This window comes from Pseudomonas sp. Sample_10, assembly GCF_004321495.1.
Lineage (GTDB): Bacteria > Pseudomonadota > Gammaproteobacteria > Pseudomonadales > Pseudomonadaceae > Aquipseudomonas.
This window is the reverse complement of record NZ_RCOE01000242.1, coordinates 59085-80217: the sequence shown is the minus strand read 5'-3', so window position 1 is coordinate 80217 and position 21133 is coordinate 59085. Positions and strand designations below refer to the sequence as shown.

21 protein-coding genes are annotated in these 21133 nt (G+C 59.5%); 15 read left to right on the top strand and 6 right to left on the bottom strand.

Going from position 1 to position 21133, the window contains the following annotated elements:
* The first annotated feature begins 2 nt into the window (after nt 1–2).
* From D8U18_RS24160 to D8U18_RS24130, 7 genes are all read left to right on the top strand, one after another.
* Nucleotides 3–797 (top strand): alpha/beta hydrolase, encoded by a 795-nt coding sequence (locus tag D8U18_RS24160; protein ID WP_131108679.1) that lies wholly within the window; start codon nt 3–5, stop codon nt 795–797.
* A 121-nt stretch (nt 798–918) separates the two neighbouring features.
* Nucleotides 919–1863, top strand: coding sequence for a PDR/VanB family oxidoreductase (locus D8U18_RS24155; protein ID WP_131108677.1), 945 nt, complete (start codon nt 919–921; stop codon nt 1861–1863).
* Nucleotides 1864–1880: 17 nt separating this feature from the next.
* Nucleotides 1881–3212, top strand: coding sequence for an aromatic ring-hydroxylating dioxygenase subunit alpha (locus D8U18_RS24150; protein ID WP_056857083.1), 1332 nt, complete (start codon nt 1881–1883; stop codon nt 3210–3212).
* Nucleotides 3202–3735, top strand: coding sequence for an aromatic-ring-hydroxylating dioxygenase subunit beta (locus D8U18_RS24145; RefSeq protein WP_056857082.1), 534 nt, complete (start codon nt 3202–3204; stop codon nt 3733–3735). Before D8U18_RS24150 ends, D8U18_RS24145 begins: the two co-directional genes overlap by 11 nt.
* Nucleotides 3735–4328, top strand: coding sequence for a cysteine hydrolase (locus tag D8U18_RS24140; protein ID WP_131108676.1), 594 nt, complete (start codon nt 3735–3737; stop codon nt 4326–4328). Before D8U18_RS24145 ends, D8U18_RS24140 begins: the two co-directional genes overlap by 1 nt.
* Nucleotides 4325–5113, top strand: coding sequence for an SDR family oxidoreductase (locus D8U18_RS24135; RefSeq protein ID WP_131108674.1), 789 nt, complete (start codon nt 4325–4327; stop codon nt 5111–5113). The genes D8U18_RS24140 and D8U18_RS24135 overlap by 4 nt, the downstream gene beginning before the upstream one ends.
* 28 nt (nt 5114–5141) lie before the next feature.
* Nucleotides 5142–6374 carry a dienelactone hydrolase family protein gene (locus D8U18_RS24130; RefSeq protein ID WP_130903748.1) on the top strand — a complete coding sequence of 411 codons (1233 nt, stop codon included), beginning with the start codon at nt 5142–5144 and terminating at the stop codon, nt 6372–6374.
* Nucleotides 6375–6439: 65 nt separating this feature from the next.
* On the opposite strand, the gene D8U18_RS24125 is transcribed toward D8U18_RS24130, so the two are convergent.
* Nucleotides 6440–7957, bottom strand: a complete 1518-nt coding sequence (locus D8U18_RS24125; RefSeq protein WP_056857078.1) for a nucleobase:cation symporter-2 family protein — start codon at nt 7955–7957, stop codon at nt 6440–6442.
* Between the two features lie 256 nt (nt 7958–8213).
* Between D8U18_RS24125 and D8U18_RS24120 the strand changes: the two genes are divergently transcribed.
* Together D8U18_RS24120 and D8U18_RS24115 are read left to right on the top strand one after the other, a co-directional pair.
* On the top strand, nt 8214–8495 hold the full coding sequence (locus D8U18_RS24120; RefSeq protein ID WP_056857077.1) for a BrnT family toxin: 282 nt from the start codon (nt 8214–8216) through the stop codon (nt 8493–8495).
* A 3-nt stretch (nt 8496–8498) separates the two neighbouring features.
* On the top strand, nt 8499–8825 hold the full coding sequence (locus D8U18_RS24115) for a BrnA antitoxin family protein (protein ID WP_056857076.1): 327 nt from the start codon (nt 8499–8501) through the stop codon (nt 8823–8825).
* 70 nt (nt 8826–8895) lie between these two features.
* Here D8U18_RS24115 and D8U18_RS24110 read toward each other — a convergent pair whose 3' ends face one another.
* Nucleotides 8896–9723, bottom strand: a complete 828-nt coding sequence (locus tag D8U18_RS24110; RefSeq protein ID WP_131108672.1) for an arylamine N-acetyltransferase — start codon at nt 9721–9723, stop codon at nt 8896–8898.
* A 112-nt stretch (nt 9724–9835) separates the two neighbouring features.
* The gene (locus D8U18_RS24105; protein ID WP_056857074.1) at nt 9836–10630 is read right to left on the bottom strand and encodes an exodeoxyribonuclease III; all 795 of its coding nucleotides are present in this window, start codon (nt 10628–10630) and stop codon (nt 9836–9838) included.
* 204 nt (nt 10631–10834) lie between these two features.
* On the opposite strand from D8U18_RS24105, the gene D8U18_RS28810 reads away from it, so the two are divergent.
* Nucleotides 10835–11143, top strand: coding sequence for a hypothetical protein (locus D8U18_RS28810; protein WP_082557690.1), 309 nt, complete (start codon nt 10835–10837; stop codon nt 11141–11143).
* Nucleotides 11144–11199: 56 nt separating this feature from the next.
* Here the strand turns inward: D8U18_RS28810 and D8U18_RS24095 are convergent, their stop codons facing one another.
* From D8U18_RS24095 to D8U18_RS24085, 3 genes are all read right to left on the bottom strand, one after another.
* Nucleotides 11200–12606: a DUF1254 domain-containing protein gene (locus D8U18_RS24095; protein ID WP_131108670.1), complete on the bottom strand. Its 1407-nt coding sequence runs from the start codon at nt 12604–12606 to the stop codon at nt 11200–11202.
* Nucleotides 12607–12749: 143 nt separating this feature from the next.
* Nucleotides 12750–14321, bottom strand: coding sequence for a GGDEF domain-containing protein (locus D8U18_RS24090; RefSeq protein ID WP_131108668.1), 1572 nt, complete (start codon nt 14319–14321; stop codon nt 12750–12752).
* Nucleotides 14322–14524: 203 nt separating this feature from the next.
* Entirely contained in the window at nt 14525–16273 is a 1749-nt protein-coding gene (locus D8U18_RS24085; protein WP_131108666.1) for a L,D-transpeptidase family protein, read from the bottom strand.
* 82 nt (nt 16274–16355) lie between these two features.
* Here D8U18_RS24085 and D8U18_RS24080 point away from each other — a divergent pair, with 82 nt between their 5' ends.
* From D8U18_RS24080 to copD, 5 genes are all read left to right on the top strand, one after another.
* Nucleotides 16356–17060, top strand: a complete 705-nt coding sequence (locus tag D8U18_RS24080; RefSeq protein ID WP_056857071.1) for a murein L,D-transpeptidase catalytic domain family protein — start codon at nt 16356–16358, stop codon at nt 17058–17060.
* Nucleotides 17061–17166: 106 nt separating this feature from the next.
* A complete protein-coding gene (locus D8U18_RS24075; protein ID WP_056857103.1) occupies nt 17167–18864 on the top strand; it encodes a copper resistance system multicopper oxidase in 1698 nt (565 codons plus the stop codon).
* Between the two features lie 10 nt (nt 18865–18874).
* Nucleotides 18875–19762, top strand: coding sequence for a copper resistance protein B (locus D8U18_RS24070; protein ID WP_056857070.1), 888 nt, complete (start codon nt 18875–18877; stop codon nt 19760–19762).
* A 52-nt stretch (nt 19763–19814) separates the two neighbouring features.
* Nucleotides 19815–20198 (top strand): copper homeostasis periplasmic binding protein CopC, encoded by a 384-nt coding sequence (gene copC / locus D8U18_RS24065; protein ID WP_056857069.1) that lies wholly within the window; start codon nt 19815–19817, stop codon nt 20196–20198.
* A gap of 3 nt (nt 20199–20201) precedes the next feature.
* A complete protein-coding gene (gene copD / locus D8U18_RS24060) occupies nt 20202–21122 on the top strand; it encodes a copper homeostasis membrane protein CopD (protein ID WP_131108664.1) in 921 nt (306 codons plus the stop codon).
* The last annotated feature ends 11 nt before the right edge of the window (nt 21123–21133 follow it).

The window sequence follows — 21133 nt, the reverse complement described above, 5'->3', positions numbered from 1 at the left end:
ACATGGACCTCGATCAGGCTTACAACAACGTCGCCGCCGTGGGTAATTTTCCACAGATCATGCAGGGCTTTCGTCAACGCAGTGCCCAGACCTACAAGCGCCATGCCTGGCAGCGTGACCTGGCGTATGGCGAGGCCATGCGAGAGCGATTCGACTGGTACGCCCAGGCGACTGCCGGGGCGCCGACACTGCTGTTCATCCACGGCGGTTACTGGCAGGCCTCGGACAAGGAAGACTACGCCTTTATCGCAGAAGGCCTGATCGAGGCCGGCTGCAATGTCGGTTTGCTGGAGTACACCCTGGCGCCCCAGGCAAGCATGGGCACCATCGTCGGCCAGATCGGCAAGGCTCTGGACTACCTGTTGGCGCATCGCGAATTTTTCAACATCGGCCAGCAGGTGGTGCTGTGCGGGCACTCGGCGGGTGGCCACCTGACTGCGTTGCATCGCCGGCATCCGCTGGTGACCCTGGCCATGCCGATCAGCGGCCTGATGGAGCTGGAACCCATCAGCCGTTGCTGGCTGAACGACAAGCTGCAACTGAGCGACGAAGACGTCCAGCGCTATAGCCCGCAAAGGCTGATCGGCGATGGCGCACCGCTGCTGCTGACCGTGGGCGCAGATGAGTTGCCGGAGTTGATACGCCATTCCCGCGAGTACGCCAGTGCCTGTCGCGAGGCCGGGCAGGCCGTGAGCCTGGTCGAGCTTGCAGGGTGTCATCACTTTGCAGTGCTGGACGATCTGGCGAAGGCTGAGGGTGAACACTTGCGGGTTTTACTTGAGTTGCTGAACCGGTAGGAGCGGGCCTCGCTCCTGCAACAATCACTCTCGCCAGAAGTGGATACCGGTTTGCCGTTTGCGGCTTTTTTGACCCTCTGAGGCTTCATACAGTGGCTACGAATTCAGACAGGAATTGCGTATGTCCAGCCTCTCGCTCAGGGTCCAACAGATCGAGCCTCTGACCCCAAGAATCCGCCGCGTGCTGCTGGTGTCCAGCAACGCCCAGCCTTTGCCCGGCTTCACCGCCGGGGCGCACCTTGAGTTGCATGTCCCTGGCAGTCGCGCTCAACGCCGAGCCTATTCGCTGGTCAACCTGCCCGATGGTGCACACTACGAAATCGCCGTTCAGCTCGAAGAGTCGAGCACAGGTGGATCGCGTTGGGTGCATTCGCTCAAGGTCGGCGATGAACTGCTGGCCGAGGCGCCACGCAACCACTTCCCATTGTGTGAAACCACCGAGCATGCCCTGCTGATCGCCGGGGGCATCGGTATCACGCCGATGCTCAGCATGGCCCGGTCACTGCAAGCAGCGGGCAAGTCCTTCACCCTGCATTACGCCGGTCGCGACGAAACGCAGATGGCCTATCTGCCAGAAGCTCGCGCCTGCCTCGACCACCATTGCTGGATCAGCGGCGGCGACCCGCAAAAGCGCTTGCCTGCCGCCGCGATCCTTGCCGCGCCAAGACCCGGCCTGCACCTCTATATCTGCGGCCCGACCGCCCTGCTCAACAGCGTGCTGGCCTGCGCTCGCGAACAGGGCTGGGCAGAAGATCACCTGCATTACGAACTGTTCAGCGGCGCTTTGGAAATGGCCGGCGATCAAGGCTTTGAAGTGCACCTGCGCGAAAGCGGCGTGAACCTGCAGGTGGCCGCCGGGCAAAGCGTGCTGGACGCCATGCTCCAGGCCGGCCTGGATCCGATGTTCGATTGCCGACGAGGTGACTGCGGGGTGTGCGTCGCCCAGGTCATCGACGGTCAGCCCGACCACCGTGACATCTGCCTGTCGGAGCGCGAACGCGCCACCGGCAGTTTCTGCACCTGTGTCTCCCGTGCCAGCAGCGCACTGCTGGTGCTCGATCTGTGACAAGCCGAGGACATCCCGTGATACCGACCAACGAGCAAATTGCTGCCTTGATTCGCGAGGACAGCGTACACAAGAGCGTCTACACCGATCCGACCCTGTTCAAGCTGGAAATGGAGCGCATCTACGGCAACGCCTGGATCTACGTTGGCCATGAAAGCCAGGTGAAAAACCCCGGCGATTACCACACCACGCGCATCGGCGATCAGGACGTGATCATGGTGCGCGGCGCCAACCAGCAAGTCAGCGTGCTGTACAACCGCTGCCCGCACAAGGGCGCCAAACTGGTCGCCGACGGTGACGGCAGTGTCGGCAAATTCTTCCGCTGCCCGTACCACGCCTGGACCTTCAAACTCGACGGCCAACATTTGTCGGCACCGCTCAAAAGTGGATTCGAAGGCACTTGCTACGACCCCAAGCACCCGGATTTTTCCATGGTCAGCGTTGCCCGCGTCGAGACCTATCGCGGCTTCGTGTTCGCCAGCCAGGCAGCGTTCGGACCGGACTTGAAATCTTTCCTGGGCGGCGTCATCACCTCCATCGACAACCTCTGTGACCGCTCACCGATCGGTGAAGTCGAGGTCGCAGGCGGCATCTTTCGTGTTCAGCAGCGTTCCAACTGGAAGGTGTTCTACGAGAACCTGCACGACACCATGCATGCCCGCGTGACCCACGAATCGTCGGTAGACGCGGCGCGTGGCGAAGCCGAAGCCATCGGTGAAATGCCCTTCGAGTTGCTGATCATGGACGGCAACGGCGAACCCTACGACTTCTGGGAAAAACTCGAACTGCGCGCCTACCACAACGGCCACGGCTACATGGAAGCGATCTTCGACCCGGCCGCCGCCGAGCGCGACGAGGTCTCCCGCGCTCACTTCGAATGCCTGAGCCAAGCCTACGGCGAGCAGCGCGCCAAGGAAATTCTGGGCATGAACCGCCACAACACGGTGATTTACGGCAGCGGATCGCCGCACACGGTGTTCATGCAATTCCGGGTCATCCGCCCCATCGCCGTGGACCAGACCATGGTCGAGATCCAGACCTTCCGCTGCAAGGGTGCTCCGGATGCCGTGTTCGACCGCGCGCTGACCTACGCCAACGTCATCAACTCGCCCTCCTCCAACGTGATGCCCGACGACGTCGAAGTCTATGCCCGCTGTCAGGAAGGCAACATGACCCGCGGTGGCGAGTGGATCAGCATGCACCGCTACGCGGGCACCGATAAACCGCTGGAAGACGGAGCAGTGTCCACCAACGGCACCAGCGAACTGCCGATGCGCAACCAGTTCGCCGCCTGGAAACAGTTCATGACCGCCACCCTGATCGCCAAGGAGAGCACCCATGCTGCTTGACCGCCGTATCGACGTCGACACCCGCCAGTTGACTCCCGCCCAGGTTCCCGTCGAAACCCTGCGCCAGCTCGAACAGTTTCTTTACCAAGAGGCGCGCCTGCTCGATGAGCGGCGTTTCTGGGAGTGGGACAAGCTGTTCACCGACACCGGCATGTACTGGGTGCCGCACAAGCACGAGCAAGCCAACCCCTTCGACCATATCTCGCTGTTCTGGGAAAACCGCATGCTGCGCGAGGTGCGGATCCGCCGCGTGGAAAACGCCCGCAATTGGTCGCAGCAACCGCAGACGCAAACCGCGCACCTGGTCGGCAACGTGATGGTTGAAGGTCTAGATGCCCAGGGCCTGCTGGTGGTCAGCGCCAGCTTCCAGTACAGCGAATGGCGTCTGGAGCAACGCCAGCTCGCCGGTCGCTACACCTATAAATTGGCCGCCCGGGAAAGCGGCGGTTGGCAGATCCAGCTCAAGCGCGTGGACCTCATCAACTGCAACGATGTGTTCGCCAATCTTGAGGTATTCGTGTGATGAACGCGCCGATGCTGATTGCCCTGCATTATCAGAACGACGTATTGCATCCCGAAGGCAAGATTCAGGTCGGGCTGGGCGCCGATGACGGCGTGCGTGCTGAGCTGCTCGACGCTGCCGGCCGACTGCTCGCCGGCGCACGCGCCAAGGGCTGGCCAATCGTTCACGTGCGTGTGGCGTTCCGACCGGACTACGCCGACCTGATCCAGAACGCGCCGATATTGCGCACGGTCGCCACCCTTGGCGCCGTCCGGGAAGGCAGTTGGGGCGCGGAATTCCTCGGCGCTCTGGCCCCCCTCAACAGCCGCCGTGAGTTCGTTGTCACCCATCAGCGGATCAATGCGTTTTATGGCTCGCCGCTTGAAACCGTGGTGCGCCAATTCAATCCCTCGCACCTTTTGATAGCCGGCGTGGCGACCCACTCGGTGGTGGAAAGTACGGTGCGCCATGCGGTGGATTGCGGTTTCGAGGTGACGGTCGCAGCGGATGCCTGCGCCAGCGCGGACAGCGGCGCACACACGGCATCGCTGGCGAGCATGGCGCTGATCGCCCGAATCCGTCAGGTCAATGAAGCTCTGGAGGACTTGTCATGATGCTCGAAGGCAAAGTGGCGATTGTGACCGGCAGCACCCAGGGCCTGGGCCTGGACATTGCTCGGCAGCTGTCGACCGAGGGTGCACGGGTGATGCTGGTGGGGCGCAACGCCGACAGTGGCCAGGCACTGGCGCAGGAAATCGATTGCGGATTTTCAGCATGTGATGTGGAGCGCGACGAGGACATCGACGCGTGCATCGCGGCCACGCTGGCCCGTTTCGGCCGGCTCGACATACTGGTCAATAACGCTTGCCTGTACGCCGATCAAGGCCTGGCCTCGAACCGCGCACAGTGGCTGAAAACCCTGAACGTCAATCTGGTGTCGGCGGCGATCTTTACCCAGAAGGCCGCCGTGCATCTGCCCAGCGGTGGCGTGGTGATCAACATCGGCAGCACCGGTGGCAAGTTCGGCGCGGCCGGGCGCGCGCTCTACCCCGCCTCCAAAGCCGGCATCCTGCAACTGACAAAAAACCTGGCAATGACCTTGGCTCCGGAACAAATCCGGGTGCTGAGTGTGTCACCTGCCTGGACCTGGTCGCCCAGCGTCGCCGAACTGAGCGACAACGACCCGCAGCTGGCCGATCGGGTCGGGGCACCTTTTCACCCGCTCGGCCGCATCGGTCGCGGCCATGAGATAGCTAGCGTCGTGGCCTTTCTATGCAGCACCGGTGCCGGTTGGATGACCGGTGTCGATGTGCCGGTGGACGGCGGCTTTTCGATTCTCGGACCAGACCGTGGCGTGTCGCCGCGCGCGTGGTTCCAACAACACCGTGACAGCCAATAACTCCTGATAACCGAATGAGGTAGATGACATGGGCAAGATGATTGAGATCCGGGCAACGGACAGCTGCGCCACGTTCAGCGGTTACCTGGCCTTGCCGGCCAGCGGCAAAGGCCCCGGCGTGGTAATCGGCCAGGAGATTTTCGGGATCAACGCCAACATGCGCGCAGTGGCCGATTTCTATGCCGAGGAAGGCTATGTGGCGTTGGTGCCAGACCTGTTCTGGCGCCTGCAACCGGGCGTTGACCTGGGCTACACCGAAGCGGACTTCGCCGTGGCCATCGACCTGTTCCAGCGCCTGGACGTGGACAAGGCCGTCAATGACATCGACGCCAGTTTCAACACCCTGCGCGCACTGCCTGAAGTCGAAGACACGGGCCTGGGTTATGTCGGCTTCTGCATGGGGGGCAAACTGGCCTGGCTGACTGCCACGCGTACCGACGTGGCCTGCGCTGTCGGCTACTACGGCATGGGTATCGAGCACCTGCTGCACGAGTCGGAAAACCTCAAGGGTCGCCTGGTCCTGCATTTTGCCGAAAACGATGGCTATTGCGACGCCAGTGCCCGCGCCCAAATCAGCCAGCACCTGGCGGCCAATGCCAAAGCCGAAGTCTACGTGTACCCAGGCGCCGACCACGCTTTCGCCCGGGCCGGCAGCTCACACTACGACAAGCCGTCCTCGCTGATGGCCCATGAACGCAGCATCGCCGCTCTCAAGCGCGAGATCGGCCCACACTTCAATCTGTCGGCCCTGTGGGACGAACACATCCGCCACGAGTTCGAGACCCGCGACGTACCTGCCACCATGGCGACCATGGTCGCCGAGCCCTACGTCAACCATATTCCCACCATGACCGGCGGCGTCGGCGCCAAGGAACTCAGCCGTTTCTACCAACACCATTTTGTCCACGGCAATCCAGCGGACATGAAGCTCATCCCTATCTCGCGCACCATTGGCGCATTGCAGATCGTCGATGAGTTCATCATGTGCTTCACCCACAGCAGCGAAATCGACTGGATGCTGCCCAACGTGGCTCCGACCGGAAAGTACGTCGAGATTCCGATGTTGGGGGTGATCAAGTTTCGAGGGGACAAGCTCTACCACGAGCATATCTACTGGGACCAAGCCAGCGTGCTGGTGCAAATCGGCTTGTTGAACCCTGAAGGGCTGCCGGTGGCCGGAGTGGAAACGGCGAGAAAGCTCTTGGATGAACAACTGCCGTCGAATACGTTGATGGGGCGCTGGACGCAAAGCGGGCAATAGAAACCGACAATGAAAAAGGCCGATCTGTCATTCAACAGATCGGCCTTTTTTCATTCACTCAACCGTCAGACATGCTCACTGGCTTTCGCAAGCGTTGCCCGTGGCTCGCCATGCCCGTGGTCCGCCTCGACCACCGGAATCTCCTTGCCATCGCAGTCGTGCAGTTTGCCGTCGCTGAAGTAATCACCCTCACGCAGCGCCGCCAGATCCTGATAACGCAGAACCCGCTCAGTACCCGCTGCAAATACCGACTGCTGATCGGAGTTACCGGCAGTAAGGTGGTTGAAGGTCAGGTTGAGCACGATCGCCATGATCGCCGAGGAGCTGATGCCCGAATGGAAGATCGTGGCGAACCAGCTTGGGAAGTGGTCGTAGAAGTTCGGTGCAGCGATCGGGATCATGCCGAAGCCGATGGAAGTGGCGACGATGATCAGATTGACGTTGTTGCGGTAGTCGACCTTGGACAGCGTACGAATGCCGCTGGCCGCTACGGTGCCGAACAGCACAATACCGGCGCCCCCCAGGACAGACGTCGGCACGGCGGCGATGACTCGCCCCATGAACGGCAACAGGCCAAGGATCACCAGGAACAGACCGCCTGTGGCCACCACGTAGCGACTTTTGATTCCCGTCACCGCCACCAGCCCGACGTTCTGGGCGAAGGCGCTTTGGGTGAAAGAGCCGAAGATCGGCGCGATCATGCTCGACAGCATGTCAGCGCGCAGGCCATTGCCCAGACGCTTGGAGTCGACCTTGGTGTCGATGATTTCACCGACAGCCAGGATATCCGCCGAGGTTTCCACCAAGGTCACCATCACCACGATGCACATCGACAGGATCGCCGCGAAGTGGAAGGTCGGCATGCCGAAATGGAACGGGGTCGGGAAGCCGAACATCGGACCCTCGCTGACGGATGAGAAATCCGCCATGCCCAGGAACACCGCGACCACCGTACCGATAACCATTGCCAGCAGGATCGAGAGACGGGAGATGGTCGCGCTGCCGATCTTGCTCAGCAACAGCACCAGCACCAGCGTCATTGCGGCCAGGCCGATGTTGGCCATGCTGCCGAACTCTGGGGAATGGCTGTTACCGCCCATGGCCCAGCGTGCGGCCACCGGCATCAACGTCAGGCCGATGGTGGTGATCACAATGCCCGTGACCAGGGGCGGGAAAAACTTGGTGATTCGTGAGAACACCGGCGTTATCAGCAATCCAATCAGGGACGCCGCTATCACCGCGCCCAGAATCGATTGAAACCCGCCCTCGCCGCCGCTGCTGACAATCGCCACCATGGTCGCGACACCCGAGAACGAAACACCCTGTACCAGCGGCAACTGACAACCGAAAAACGGCAGACCCAGGGTTTGCAGCAACGTGGCCAGCCCCCCCGCGAACAATGAAGCAGCAATCAACAAACCGATGTCCGCCGGCGACAGCCCGGCAGCCTGGCCGATGATCAAAGGCACCGCGACGATGCCACCGTACATGGTCAGAACATGTTGCAGGCCGTAAGCCATATTCGCGCCGATCCCGAGGTTTTCGTCTTCGGGCCGTTGGTGTGAAACATGGGGCGTTTTCATGTTAGGGGGTTCCCTGGTTTTTGTTATGCGCACACTGTATGCAAGACTCAGGACAAATGTCTATAGAGTTGTATACAACTTGCCCGTCAAAATATGAACGAGCAGTCATGCAGACTGTGTGCCACCGCGCTCCTGCCTCACCTAATTCCTTGAAATACATCCAGCCGAGCCATTCTCCTGCGCCCACTAGTCTTTTGAATGCATGGCGACGATCGGTCGACACCGCCTCCTTCCATATACATATAAAGTATGCATAATGAAGTCATTCGAAATTCAGTACCACAAGGCAAAGAACGCAGCCAACAAGCTCAAGCACCAAGGCATCAGCCTCGCCGAGGCTGAACCGGTTTTCCATGACGAGCGCGCTCTGACATTGCAGGACGACCACCATGACGAACAGCGCTGGATCACCATTGGGCTGGATGGCAAAGGGCGTTTATTGGTCGTTGCATACACCTATCGTGATCCGAATTTCGTTCGAATCATTTCTGCGCGCCTCGCCAGCAAAAACGAGCGGCGCCAGTATCTGGAGGCTTGAACCATGAAAGACGAATACGATTTTAGCGATGCCAAGCGCGGGGCAGTTGCCTCGGGCAAAGGCAAAACCCGCATCACCATCATGCTTGATGACGTGGTCATCAAGGCCGCACGCGCGTTGGCAGAAGATGAGGGCTACGGCTACCAGACCGTAATCAACAACATCCTGCGACGGGCTTTGCTCACCGATTCGAGCAAAACGGCTGAAACGAATACGACTGGACATTTAAAACCGGGCATCACGGCCACGGAATTGAAAAGCCTGGAGAAAAAACTGCTCGAGGCCCTCAACGAAATTCATCGCGTGATGGAGCCCGACGCTCGGCCCTAGACCCTGGCCAATAAACAAAAACGGGCAGATTGATGCAATCTGCCCCTTTCTTGTGCACACGATAATGGCGCTATTGCAGCTTGATAAGCTGTTCGAGTGTGCGCATTAACGTCGCCTGGGTTGGCACCCGAATACCCAACTCGCCTTCCAGCACGCCAAGCAGGTCCTGCAAGTCGGCCATCTGCCGACGCTCGCTTTCGTGGCCGATGCGATGGATCGCAAAGCTGCCGTTATTGAGGGTGCGGCGCCAACCCTCCCCGGTCCGCGCCACCATGAGCTGCCGGGCGAAGGGTGATTGCGGATGGGTCGAGACGTACCAATTGCCGACGCAATAATCGATATCTTCCTGGCGCTGCAGATCGAAGATGTACATCGCCCGCCACTCGTCGCCGACCTTGGCACGAAGCGTGTAGCCGTCAGCGTGCTGTTCGATGCGATAGGGTTCGTGTGGCGTGGGTTGCTCGGCGGGACTGTCGAGCAGCAGCGGCGCGGTGGGCACCATGCCGCCGAAACCGACATCGGTGATGTAACGCACGCCATCCAGCGTCACCAGGCTCAAGCGATGGGTGCGCGCCGTCCATGCGCCTTCGGGCTGGCCCATGACCACGCGACCACTGATGCCACGCACTTCGAAACCCAGTTCCTGCAGCAAGGTCAGGTACAGATAATTGAGTTCGTAACAGTAACCACCGCGTCCCTGATGCAAGACTTTTTGCTCGATCGACCCAAGATCGATGAGCACCGGCTCGCCGGACAAGGTCGTCAGGTTTTCAAACGGGAAAGCCCCGGTGTGGCGCAATTGAAGCTGACGCAAGGTCTCCAGGGTCGGCGCCGGGGGGGAATCGAAGCCCAGCCGTTGCAAATACAGCGCACGATTGGTCAGGCGTGGTTCGCTCATCGTTCAGTCCTTATGCACGCAAGCGGCGGATCATTCCGCCAATGGCCGCCAGATATAAGGGATGAACCACTGCGCACGACAATTGATTTAACCAATCGGCTGGCGGGACAAATCAATGACGCTTGCGCGTACCCAGTTGAATCCAGGTTGGCGCATGGTCACTGGCATGGGGTTCATTTCGGACCCAGGCATCGACGCCAGCCTCCTCCAGGTAAGGACTCAGGGCCGGATTGAGGAGCAGATGATCAATGCGCAAACCGGAATTCGTCTGCCAATGCTGGCGAAAATAATCCCAGAAGGTGTAGACCCGTTCCTGCGGGTACAAATGCCGGATGGCGTCGGTCCAGCCCTGATCCAGCAGACGCTGAAAACACGCTCGGCTCTCGGGTTGCAGCAGCGCATCCTTGAGCCACGAGCGCGGATTGTAGATATCCAGATCGGTCGGGACCACGTTGTAGTCGCCGGCCAGCACCACCGGATGCTCACTGCTTTGCAGCGTCTGCGCGTGGCGGATCAGGCGCTCGAACCACGCCAGTTTGTAATCGAACTTCGGCCCCGGTTGTGGATTGCCGTTGGGCAGGTACAGGCAACCCACCAGAATTCCATGCACGGCAGCTTCCAGGTAGCGGCTGTGACTGTCGCTGTCGTCACCCGGCAACCCCCGGCGGCTTTCCAGCGGTTGCGCATCGCGCGCCAAAATCGCTACCCCATTCCACGAGGCTTGCCCTTGCCAGATCGCACCATAACCAATGGCTTCAAGCTCCGCTGCGGGGAATGCGCTGTCAGCTGATTTGAGTTCCTGTAAACAGGCGATGTCTGGACGTTCGCGTTCGAGCCAGGCAAGCAGGTTTGGCAGCCGTGCGCGCATACCGTTGACGTTGAACGTCGCGATCCGCAGTTTTTTCATGACCAACGCTCCATTTCCTGGCTGTCCTGGCTGTGACCGCAGGAACTTGCCAGTGGTTGCGTCGGCCCGCTGATTTGCAAGGCATTTGTACGCATTCCAGCGCCAACAAGGCACAGGCTGCGCCGCTCGTCACCCTACCGGCACCAACCCTGCCGCCGTCCACACCAACATCAGGAACCGACTCACTTTTGTGGAGACGTAACCATGTTGAACATCAAAATGACTTCGTTGTTACTGGCCGGATTGTTGTCCGCGATGTCCGTGCACACCTTTGCGGAATCTACCGACAGCCCCGATGCAACCAACACCAAATCCGGTGCCACCAGCGGCCCGGTCATGCCACCTGATAACACCCCCTCAGCGCCCTCGGGTGGCAACGCCGGTGACGGCGGCGCTACCGGCTCCTCGAGCGGCAGTGCAGGAAGTGGTAGTGGTAGCGGCTCAGGCGCGGGTGGAGGGACCGGCTCTGCAGGTGGTGGAACCGGTGGTGCCGGCGGCGGGACAGGCAGCTGAACAAACAAACGCAGCCGATGACCGTCCTTCATCGGCTGCTTTCCATTGCTCGTAGTTCACATCTGTTTGACCGGGGGCGGGTTCCACTTGCCGTTCAGCGCTTCGGCCTTTGGCCCGTACAGGCGCATGGTCAGGTTAAATGGGCCTTTGGGGGCCGGTAGCCAATTGGCCTCAAGATCTTTGCCGGGGCTTTCGTTCTGGAAGTAGATATCCAGTGAGCCATCTTCATTGGTTTTGAAAGGCATCCAGCTACTAACAGCAAAGCGATTGAGGCCATTGCCGACCTGGAAGCCTTCAGAATCGTAGAGAGTGATCGACCAGAATGCGTTCACCGGAGGCGCCTCACCCTTGGCGAAATGCATCACGTACTTGTTCACGCCATCGAGGGGCTTACCGTTGGCATCACCGATGTTCAGAGGATAAATCGCATCTTCGGGCAAATTGGCGCCGAGCCCCTGTTGGGCAACTATCGCCCGTTTCAAGTAGTAGTTGCCGTAGACGCCCATGGTGTCAGTGTTCATCGACCAGCCGTTAGCTACTCGTGCCAGGGTTTCCAATTTCCATTTCATCAGCGCCTGTGCCTCTTCAGGCACCGTCTCTAACGCCGCTTTGACGTCCGGGTCCATTGCATCCAGGTTAAACGTTTTACCGGGCTCGAAGCCGATACGTTTCATTTGTGCCAGCATCGGCTGATCAGTGCTGTGGGCGGGATGCATTTTCAGCAATTCACCGGCATAGGCGAAGTAGGTGGCTGCCGACATCGTGTCGACCTGGATCTTCGGCGGGGTCTTCATATCCACAGCCGGATCGATCTTGATGCTGACCGGTTCAGCGCTCTTGCCCAACCGCGACAACGGCGTCACGGTGTAGCCAGCCTGGATCTTGTGCACCGCCGCGTAATCCGCTGCGCCGTCGGTTTTGGTGCGGCCGATGACCCAGACAAAAGGCGTGGTTGCCGGCAAATGGTTTAAACCGGCAGGCACCGTGCCGGTCCAGCCCGGTGGCGTCACCAGAAACTGCGCGGCGTCGGTTCCCGTGGTGCGCCAGCCCGGTGAAGCGAATACATCGGTCCACATGTCGAGCATCGGCAACAAGTAAAAGCGCCCGTCAGTATTCGGCGTGGCGATGACCAACGGCTCTTTGGTCAAGTCGAGCCAGGCGATGGAATACAAGGTGTCGAAATTCGAACGCACCACCCCTTTGAAATTTGCCGGTGGATACTCCGGCACGTTCACAAACATGTTCATCGGGCCCTTACCGAATTCCTTGCCCGGCTCGATGTTGGTGAACTGCTTTCGGGTGATATCCATACTCAACAGCGGATAGAAATAAATGTAGGCATCAACGCCAATAGCGTGAGCTTCTGCAGATGTAATTTTCGATTGCGCGTGACTGACCAGCGGGAAGATAGCGGAGGTTGCAAGGGTCAAGGCAACGGCTGTCAATGCTTGGGTTATCAACATGTTGGCGATCGTCCATGCGAAGGGGGCTCTGACGGTTTCGGCAGGGCTAACGCAACTCTAGACGATCAAATGCACGACATTTGACAGGCAGACAGTCGGCTGGAAGATGTGTTGCATACATGAAACAAGCCAATAAAGCACCTTCACCGATCCGAACGCATCAGCGCATCCACACCGCCCTCCATCGACAGCACCGCCGAACGATTACGCCCCGAATGTTTGGCTTGATAGAGCGCAGCGTCAGCCCGCTGGATAAACACTTCCATGCTGTCGCGGCCCGTCGGCATGAACGAGTAACAGCCGAGACTGACCGTTACAAAACCGGTAGGCGACCCGGCGTGGCTGATGTTCTTGTCCATGACGCTGCGGCGGATCTGCTCGGCAATGGTCATGGCACCATGGATGTCAGTATCAGGGAGCAGCACGGCGAACTCTTCCCCGCCGTAACGCACCGCAAGATCAGCCTTGCGATGGCAACAACCTTTCACGGCGTGCGCGACTTGAGCGAGGCAATGGTCACCGACCACATGACCATAGGTGTCGTTGTAGCGCTTGAAAAAATCGATGTCGAGCATGATCAGGCTCAGCGCAGTGTGCTGGCGTGCGCCGCGGCCGAACTCGATATCCAGCGCTCGTTCGAACAAGCGGCGGTTGGCCAGACCGGTAAGGCTGTCGTGGGTGGCGATCAATTCCAGGGCTTGCTGAGCCCTGCGCAAATCCGCTTCGACTCGCTCGCCGACCCGAACCTGACGGATAAACATCCAGCCAAACAGTCCGACCCCCAGCATCACCAGCGCGACGATGAAGCTGGAGCGAAACGCTGTGTCGTACCACCCCGCCAGAATCGCTTCCCTGGACGATGCCGCCGAAACCACCAACGGATAAGCGTGTAGCTGTCGATAGCCATGTAACCGCACGATCCCATCCACCAACGAAGGGAACATCGCGTTGCCAGAGGTCGCCCGTGGCAACAGGTTCTGAAAGATTTCGCCCTTGGCCAGCGACGTGCCGATCTGTGCCTCCACGAACGGACGGCGCGCCAGAAGCGTGCCATCGGTCAACGCAATGAACATCGAGCCTTCTTCGTCGATGCTGAAGCTTCTGAAAAACTGGTCGAAGTAAGACATTTTGATCCCTGCCAGCAAAACGCCCTGGAACTCGCCGTTCCTGCCGTTCACCCGCTTGGAAATCGGGATGATCCACTCCCCGTTTTCGCGACTGCGAATGGCCGCGCCGATGTGCGCCACGGACGAGACATTCTGCTGGTGAAACCTGAAGTATTCGCGATCCGCCACACCGGGACCCCGGGGCAGATTCTCGAATGAGCTGACGATCCACTGGCCTTTTTGATCAAACAACAGGATGCCGTGCAACTGATCCAGCGACTGCACCCGTCGGACAAAGGTTTTCTGTAATCGTGACTTGAACGCCGGGCTGGAGCCGTCGAGTTGAATCCAGTCCACCAGGCTGGTCAGGACCAGATCGGCCTTCATGATGGTGTCTTCGGCCTGTTGTGCCATGGCACGCGTGAGGTTCGACGATGCCACTTGAGCCTGATTCAGGTCGTGTCGCCGGGACTGCTCCAGTTGCAGATAAAGCAAGGCACACAGGCAAAGACACACCGTGGCGATGAACAGCACCGCAGCCTTGCGCAAGGGCAGGCGCTTCAATGCATCGCCGGGGGCGTGGTGCTGGTCGTGGAGGTGAATGGGCAAAAGCGCGTCCTGAAAAGGGCAAGTCATGAGTCCAGGCCCATATCCCTTGGTTCCGGGCGCCAAGTCTACGGGTTTGCAAAGCAAAAATGGGAACCGCTTGGCCAGTGGTTCCCTTGCGTCGCACGACACATTCGTCTGACAGCGTATGACGCCTGACGCTGCTCCCGAAGGGCTGCATTTATCGTCAGCGAGCTATCCCGCCCTTAGTTGTTTTTCCCCGTCACCACCAAAGAAGTTGTCGCCTTTTGCAAGTCCAGTACGGGCAACTCCGTCGGCATGTTCAACCGACGCAAGACTGGAGAGTCATAACCATAGACGTCAGGCTTGAACGTCACTCGCCCATCGTTGCTCAAGTCCACCGTCCAGTAAGCCAGCAACACCGGCACCTTGACTGGCAGCTTGATGTTTTCGGTCTTGCCGTTGGCCAACTGCTTTTTAATACCTTCGCTGTTCCAGCGCACCGGATCGTTGAACAGCAATTCGACCAGTTGCAACGGATTCTCCACCCGAATACAGCCGGAACTGGTAGCGCGCATGGACTTGGCAAACAACTCGCGGTGCGGCGTGTCATGCAAATAAATGGCGTAATCGTTGGGGAAGCGAATCACCACCTGGCCCAAGGAATTTTCCGGACCAGCATCCTGACGCAAGGTGATGCCGCGTGCGTTGTACCAATCGATGCCCGACGGATCGAGTACATTGCCTTCCCGGTCAAGCGCTCTGATTCGGTTCGCGGCCAGATAGCCAGGATTCTGTTGAATCTTGGGCAGCATATCCTTGGTCAGAATCGTCGGCGGCACGGTCCACGTGGGGTTGAACGTGACATAGGTTATTTCTGACTGGAACACCGGCGTGCTGCGAAATGGCTTGCCGACCTGCACCCGGGAGCGCCAGATCGGCTGGCCATCGCGATACAGCGCGACCTTGTAACCGGCAATATCAACGACGACAAAAGTACCCTGGAGTTTGTACAGCAACCACCGCGCCCGCTCCATGTTCACCCGGACCTGATCGATCCGCGCTTCCACGGGCACGTTCAACGCCGCCAGAGTGGCCGCCCCCGCTACGCCATCCGCGCCCAGATACTGCTCAACTTGATACTTCTTCACTGCTGCGATGACTTTGTCGTCGTAATCAGTGCGTTTTCCGTTGTGCGGCTCCAGATAGCCACCCGCCGCCAATCGGGAACGCAATTGCATCACCGCCACGCCGTCCATACCAGGTTTGAGAGATTGCCCTTCAGTCACTTTTGGCCAGCCGCCGGAATCCCTGACCTGGCGCAACTGCGCCAAGGCCACCCGCATGCTGCGATAAACCGCCTCTTGCGGTGGCGCTTGAGCAAATGCGCGTGCCACATCGTGATCGTTCAGGGCGGTGAAGAAACTATTCACATCCTCACGGGGATCAACCCCGACCGGGTCGAAGTTCCAGTGAAAATCCAGCCGCGCCGGATCGACCTTGCCACGACGCAACTGGAGCAGCGCGGTGATGTAAGTGCGGGTAGCCGCAAGATCAAAAGCGGCCGACTGGGCCGGTGTCGGTGCGGTAGTCTGGATCGCCAGTTGCGCCTGAGCCAATTCCGCTACATGGAAATCCGTCGGGACCAAGCCATCGATTTCTGTTTCGTTCAGGCTCTTGAGCAATTGGGAGAAGTCACGGCCGTCAGTCCAGGCGGCACGGAAGTTGCGATGGGAATAAAAATCCATCACTACACGGCCGACATCCAATCGCTGATGCTTGCGTGAAGTGAGCAGCGGCGGGAATGAAGATTGCAGTGGTTCCAGCGCTGCCTGGATCGACTGACCGACGACATCGTCGGGCGCGGCGGCCAGCGGACTGGTTGGCGGAGTTACCGGCATGATCGGCGAAGTTTCTGCCAACGCAGTGCCGCTGATCAGAAAGACCATAAAAAGTGCACGGCTTATGACGAATAACCTTGTTAATTGACCCATGGATAATCCTTAATCTCCCGTAATCAAAGGGCTAGCGTCCAACTCGCTGCTAGACTCGAAATATTCCTGATGAGACATTTTTATGACGCTACACCGCTTTGGCTTTCTATACACAGCGCTGCTGTTGACGTCGGCTTACCTTCCAACAGCCTACGCCGATTCGCTTGAAGTCGCGCTGGCCAAAGCTGCTCCAAATGCCAATGCCAAGGTCATTGCCCTGGCGGTCCGTGCCACCCAATGCACTCGCGCCCAAGGCGCAGCTGCGGCACAGAGACTAGCAGTGATCGATTACTCCCTGCCTTCGACCGAACAACGTCTGTGGGTGTTCGATCTGAAAAAGCGCAAATTGCTGTTCCACGAGCTTGTCGCCCATGGCCGCAACAGCGGCGAAAACATGGCCACCCAGTTTTCCAACCAGAACGAAAGCTTCGCCACCAGCCTCGGCCTGTTCCGTACCCAGGAAAGCTATCGCGGCCAGAACGGCTATTCATTGCGCATGGAAGGCCTGGAACCAGGGTTCAACGATAACGCCTATGACCGGGCAATCGTCATTCATGGCGCGCCGTACGTCAGTCCAGTCCTGGCAAGGGCGAACGGCCGGATTGGCAGAAGCCTCGGTTGCCCGGCAGTTCGGCCGGCGATTGCTCATCGGTTGATCGACTCGATGAAAGACGGGCAACTGCTGTTTTCCTACTACCCGGATCAGCGCTGGCTGAAGTCGTCTTCTTACATTAACTGCGGCGGCGGCACTGTGGCCTCGTCCGACAAACCTACCAAGCGCCAGTAATCATCACCTACCTGACAAAACTGTAATCTTCGCCTCAGCCAGCTGAAAGGCACCGTCCGTTAGCCTCGTAGATATGTTCACCAGGCTGACGGACGGGACAATCGGCATGCACTCCAACACTTCACGACGCACCTTCGTCAAAGGACTTGCCGCAGGCGGACTGCTGGGCGGTCTTGGATTATGGCGCCCGCCCGTCTGGGCGATCACCAGCCCCGGTGAACCGCAAGTGCTGACCGGCAGCGATTTCGAGCTATTGATCGGTGAAACCCCGGTCAACTTCACCGGCAATCCGCGCACTGCGATGACAATCAACGGCAGCCTTCCCGGCCCTCTCCTGCGCTGGCGCGAAGGCGATACGGTTACCTTGCGGGTGAAGAACGCACTCAAGGACAGCACTTCCATTCACTGGCATGGCATTTTATTGCCAGCCAACATGGACGGCGTACCGGGGCTGAGTTTCAAGGGTATCGACCCCGGCGGGCTGTATGTCTACCAATTTAAAGTCCGGCAAAACGGCACCTACTGGTACCACAGTCATTCGGGATTGCAGGAGCAATCCGGCGTCTACGGCCCGCTGGTGATCGACGCCAGGGAACCGGAACCTTTCCAGTACGACCGCGATTACGTGGTGATGCTCACCGATTGGACCGACGAAGACCCGGCCAGTCTGATGAAGACACTGAAAAAGCAATCCGACTACTACAACTACCACAAGCGCACCGTGGGCGATTTCATCGACGACGTCAGCACCAACGGTTGGGGCGCGACCGTTGCCGATCGCAAGATGTGGGCTGAAATGAAGATGAATCCCACCGACCTGGCCGACGTCAGCGGCGCCACTTACACCTACTTGATGAACGGACAGGCGCCGGACGGAAATTGGACCGGTGTGTTCCGTCCCGGGGAAAAACTGCGGCTGCGCTTCATCAACGGCTCGGCCATGAGTTACTTCGACGTGCGCATTCCTGGCCTGAAAATGACCGTTGTCGCGGCCGATGGCCTGCATGTCAAACCCGTGGCCGTCGACGAATTTCGCATCGCCGTGGCGGAGACCTTCGACGTGATCGTCGAGCCGATTGATGCCGTCCATACCGTGTTCGCTCAATCGATGGACCGCACCGGCTACGCCCGCGGCAGCCTTGCGATCAAGCCTGGCCTGTCCGCGCCGGTGCCACCGCTGGATCCGCGCCCCTTGGTCAGCATGGAGGACATGGGTATGGGCGGGATGGATCACGGCAGCATGGCCGGCATGGACCACAGCCAGATGGCCATGCCCGGGATGCAGTCTCATCCCGACTCGGAAAACGACAACCCGCTGGTGGACATGCAAGCCATGTCCACCTCACCCAAACTCGACGACCCCGGCCTGGGCCTGCGCAACAACGGCCGCCGCGTCCTGACCTACGCCGACCTGCGCAGTACCTTCGAAGACCCCGACGGCCGCGATCCCGGACGCACGATCGAATTGCATCTCACCGGACACATGGAGAAGTTTTCCTGGTCATTCAATGGCGTGAAATTCTCCGACGCCGAGCCCTTGCGGCTCAAGTATGGCGAGCGCATTCGCGTGGTGCTGGTCAACGACACCATGATGACCCACCCCATCCACCTGCACGGAATGTGGAGCGATCTCGAAGACGAGAACGGCGACTTCATGGTGCGCAAACACACCATCGACATGCCACCGGGTACACGCCGCAGCTACCGGGTAACCGCCGATGCGCTCGGGCGCTGGGCCTATCACTGCCATCTCCTGTTCCACATGGAAATGGGCATGTTCCGTGAAGTTCGCGTGGAAGAATGAGGTGACAACCATGATCAGAATTTCCTCCATCGCCGCGGGCATCATCTGCGCTGGCCTGCCGCTTTCTCCGGTGATTGCCGCGACAGACGACATGCAGGGCATGGATCACAGCCAGATGAACTCCATGGACCATGGCGAGCTGCAAACCATGGACGAAGGCCAGATGCAACCAGCAGCCCCGACCGAAAGTCGTACGCCGATCCCGGCCCTGACCGACGCCGACCGTGCTGCCGTCTTCAGCAGCCATAGCGGCCATGCCATACATGACACCGCGCTGAATTCATTCTTCCTCGCCGACAAACTCGAATGGCAGGACGCCGACGACGGCAGCACCCTGGCCTGGGATTTGTCCGGTTGGATCGGCGGCGACATCGATCGTCTGTGGCTGCGCTCCGAAGGCGAACGCACCAACGGCAAGACCGAAGATGCTGAAATCCAGGCGCTGTGGGGCCACGCGATCAGTCCATGGTGGGACGTGGTCAGCGGTGTCCGCCAGGACTTCAAACCCGGCGCCCCGCAAACCTGGGCAGCGCTTGGTGTGCAAGGCATGGCGCTGTACAACTTCGAAGCCGAGGCCACGGCGTTCATCGGCGAAGGCGGTCAGAGCGCCGCGCGGTTGGAGGGCGACTACGACATCCTGCTGACCAACCGACTCATCCTGCAACCGACCGCAGAGCTCAACTTCTATGGCAAGAACGACCCGCAACGAGGAATTGGCTCCGGCCTGTCCAACAGCGAAGCGGGCCTGCGCCTGCGCTACGAAATTCGCCGGGAATTTGCGCCCTACATTGGCGTGACCTGGAACCGCACCTACGGCAAAACCGCCGATTACGCCGCAGCCGAAGGCGAGGACCGCAGCGAGGCGCGGCTGGTTCTCGGCGTGCGCCTGTGGTTCTGAACCCCTATACCAACAATCATAACCAGCCGCATTAAGCGGCAAGAGGCCTTGCATGCACATCATCAAAACCACCGCTGTCACTGTCTTGCTGTCAGCCGGGCTGCTGCTGAGCACTTTGGTTCTAGCCCATCCGAAGTTGCTGTCGTCCAGCCCCGCCGAAGGTGCCATCGGTGCGGCGCCGGGCATCATCGAACTGCACTTTTCGGAAAACCTGGTCAAACAGTTTTCCGGGGCAAAACTGGTCATGACCGAAATGCCCGGCATGGCCCACTCGCCCATGCCCATGAAAGCCAAAGTCAGTGGCGGCAGCGACCCGAAAACCATGCTCATTACTCCGCTGTCACCCCTGCCTGCCGGCACCTATAAAGTAGAGTGGCGCGCCGTATCGTCAGACACCCACCCGATCACCGGCAACGTTTCATTCAAAGTGAAGTGATAGATGAGCGACTCGGCCAACATCGTTCTGCGCTTTTTGTTGTACGTGGATTTGATGCTGCTGTTTGGCGTCGCGCTGTTCGGGTTGTACAGCCTCAGGGGGCCGGAACGGATTTCGGGGGCCGTGCTGCCATTTCGATCGCTATTGGCGGGGGCGGCCATTATCGGGGGGGCGCTATCCGTCATTGGCATGCTGCTGATGGTCAGCACCATGAGCGGGGAATCCAACCTTGGCGAACTGCGCCCGCACATTGAAATGATGGTGCTTGAAATGGACGCCGGGATGGCCTGGATGATTCGGATCACGGCGTTGTTCATCGCCACTTTAGCGATGTTGTTCAACACCCGCGCACCTGCCCCTGGCTTGTGGATGGCGGCTATTGCTGGTGCGATCGCCCTCGCCTCTGTGGCCTGGAGCGGACATGGCGCCATGGATGAAGGCATCTGGCATTTCACCGCAGACATTCTGCACTTGCTGGCCGCGGGTGCCTGGCTGGGCGCATTGGTCGCGTTTTTCTGGATGTCACGCAGCAACAGCCTGCAATCGGAAAACCACATCCGCCTGCTGGCTCGTGCCATCACCCGGTTTGAGCCCGTGGGGGCGCTGATTGTGATTGTCATCACCGTCACCGGCGTTGTGAACTACCTCTACATCGCCGGACCCAGCATCGACGAAGTGCTCCTAAGCACCTACGGGGTTTTGCTGCTGATCAAAGTCGCATTGTTCGCCGGTATGCTCGTCCTGGCCGCGATTAACCGCTTTCACCTGGGACCGTTACTGCAACAATCATTGCGAGAGGGGCAGTACCGCGTAGCGGCGAATGCGCTTCGCTGCAGTGTGAGAGTGGAGCTCTTCGCAGCGGTGTTGATTGTGGGGTTGGTGGCGTGGCTCGGCACGTTGAGCCCGCAAGTGGGTGAGCTGTAACGTTCGCCCGT

Coding starts and splice junctions, on each gene's coding strand:
- D8U18_RS24160 (WP_131108679.1), top strand. CDS start 3: ATGGACCTCGATCAGGCTTACAACAACGTCGCCGCCGTGGGTAATTTT.
- D8U18_RS24155 (WP_131108677.1), top strand. CDS start 919: ATGTCCAGCCTCTCGCTCAGGGTCCAACAGATCGAGCCTCTGACCCCA.
- D8U18_RS24145 (WP_056857082.1), top strand. CDS start 3,202: ATGCTGCTTGACCGCCGTATCGACGTCGACACCCGCCAGTTGACTCCC.
- D8U18_RS24140 (WP_131108676.1), top strand. CDS start 3,735: ATGAACGCGCCGATGCTGATTGCCCTGCATTATCAGAACGACGTATTG.
- D8U18_RS24135 (WP_131108674.1), top strand. CDS start 4,325: ATGATGCTCGAAGGCAAAGTGGCGATTGTGACCGGCAGCACCCAGGGC.
- D8U18_RS24130 (WP_130903748.1), top strand. CDS start 5,142: ATGGGCAAGATGATTGAGATCCGGGCAACGGACAGCTGCGCCACGTTC.
- D8U18_RS24125 (WP_056857078.1), bottom strand. CDS start 7,957: ATGAAAACGCCCCATGTTTCACACCAACGGCCCGAAGACGAAAACCTC.
- D8U18_RS24120 (WP_056857077.1), top strand. CDS start 8,214: ATGAAGTCATTCGAAATTCAGTACCACAAGGCAAAGAACGCAGCCAAC.
- D8U18_RS24115 (WP_056857076.1), top strand. CDS start 8,499: ATGAAAGACGAATACGATTTTAGCGATGCCAAGCGCGGGGCAGTTGCC.
- D8U18_RS24110 (WP_131108672.1), bottom strand. CDS start 9,723: ATGAGCGAACCACGCCTGACCAATCGTGCGCTGTATTTGCAACGGCTG.
- D8U18_RS24105 (WP_056857074.1), bottom strand. CDS start 10,630: ATGAAAAAACTGCGGATCGCGACGTTCAACGTCAACGGTATGCGCGCA.
- D8U18_RS28810 (WP_082557690.1), top strand. CDS start 10,835: ATGTTGAACATCAAAATGACTTCGTTGTTACTGGCCGGATTGTTGTCC.
- D8U18_RS24095 (WP_131108670.1), bottom strand. CDS start 12,606: ATGTTGATAACCCAAGCATTGACAGCCGTTGCCTTGACCCTTGCAACC.
- D8U18_RS24085 (WP_131108666.1), bottom strand. CDS start 16,273: ATGGGTCAATTAACAAGGTTATTCGTCATAAGCCGTGCACTTTTTATG.
- D8U18_RS24080 (WP_056857071.1), top strand. CDS start 16,356: ATGACGCTACACCGCTTTGGCTTTCTATACACAGCGCTGCTGTTGACG.
- D8U18_RS24075 (WP_056857103.1), top strand. CDS start 17,167: ATGCACTCCAACACTTCACGACGCACCTTCGTCAAAGGACTTGCCGCA.
- D8U18_RS24070 (WP_056857070.1), top strand. CDS start 18,875: ATGATCAGAATTTCCTCCATCGCCGCGGGCATCATCTGCGCTGGCCTG.
- copC (WP_056857069.1), top strand. CDS start 19,815: ATGCACATCATCAAAACCACCGCTGTCACTGTCTTGCTGTCAGCCGGG.
- copD (WP_131108664.1), top strand. CDS start 20,202: ATGAGCGACTCGGCCAACATCGTTCTGCGCTTTTTGTTGTACGTGGAT.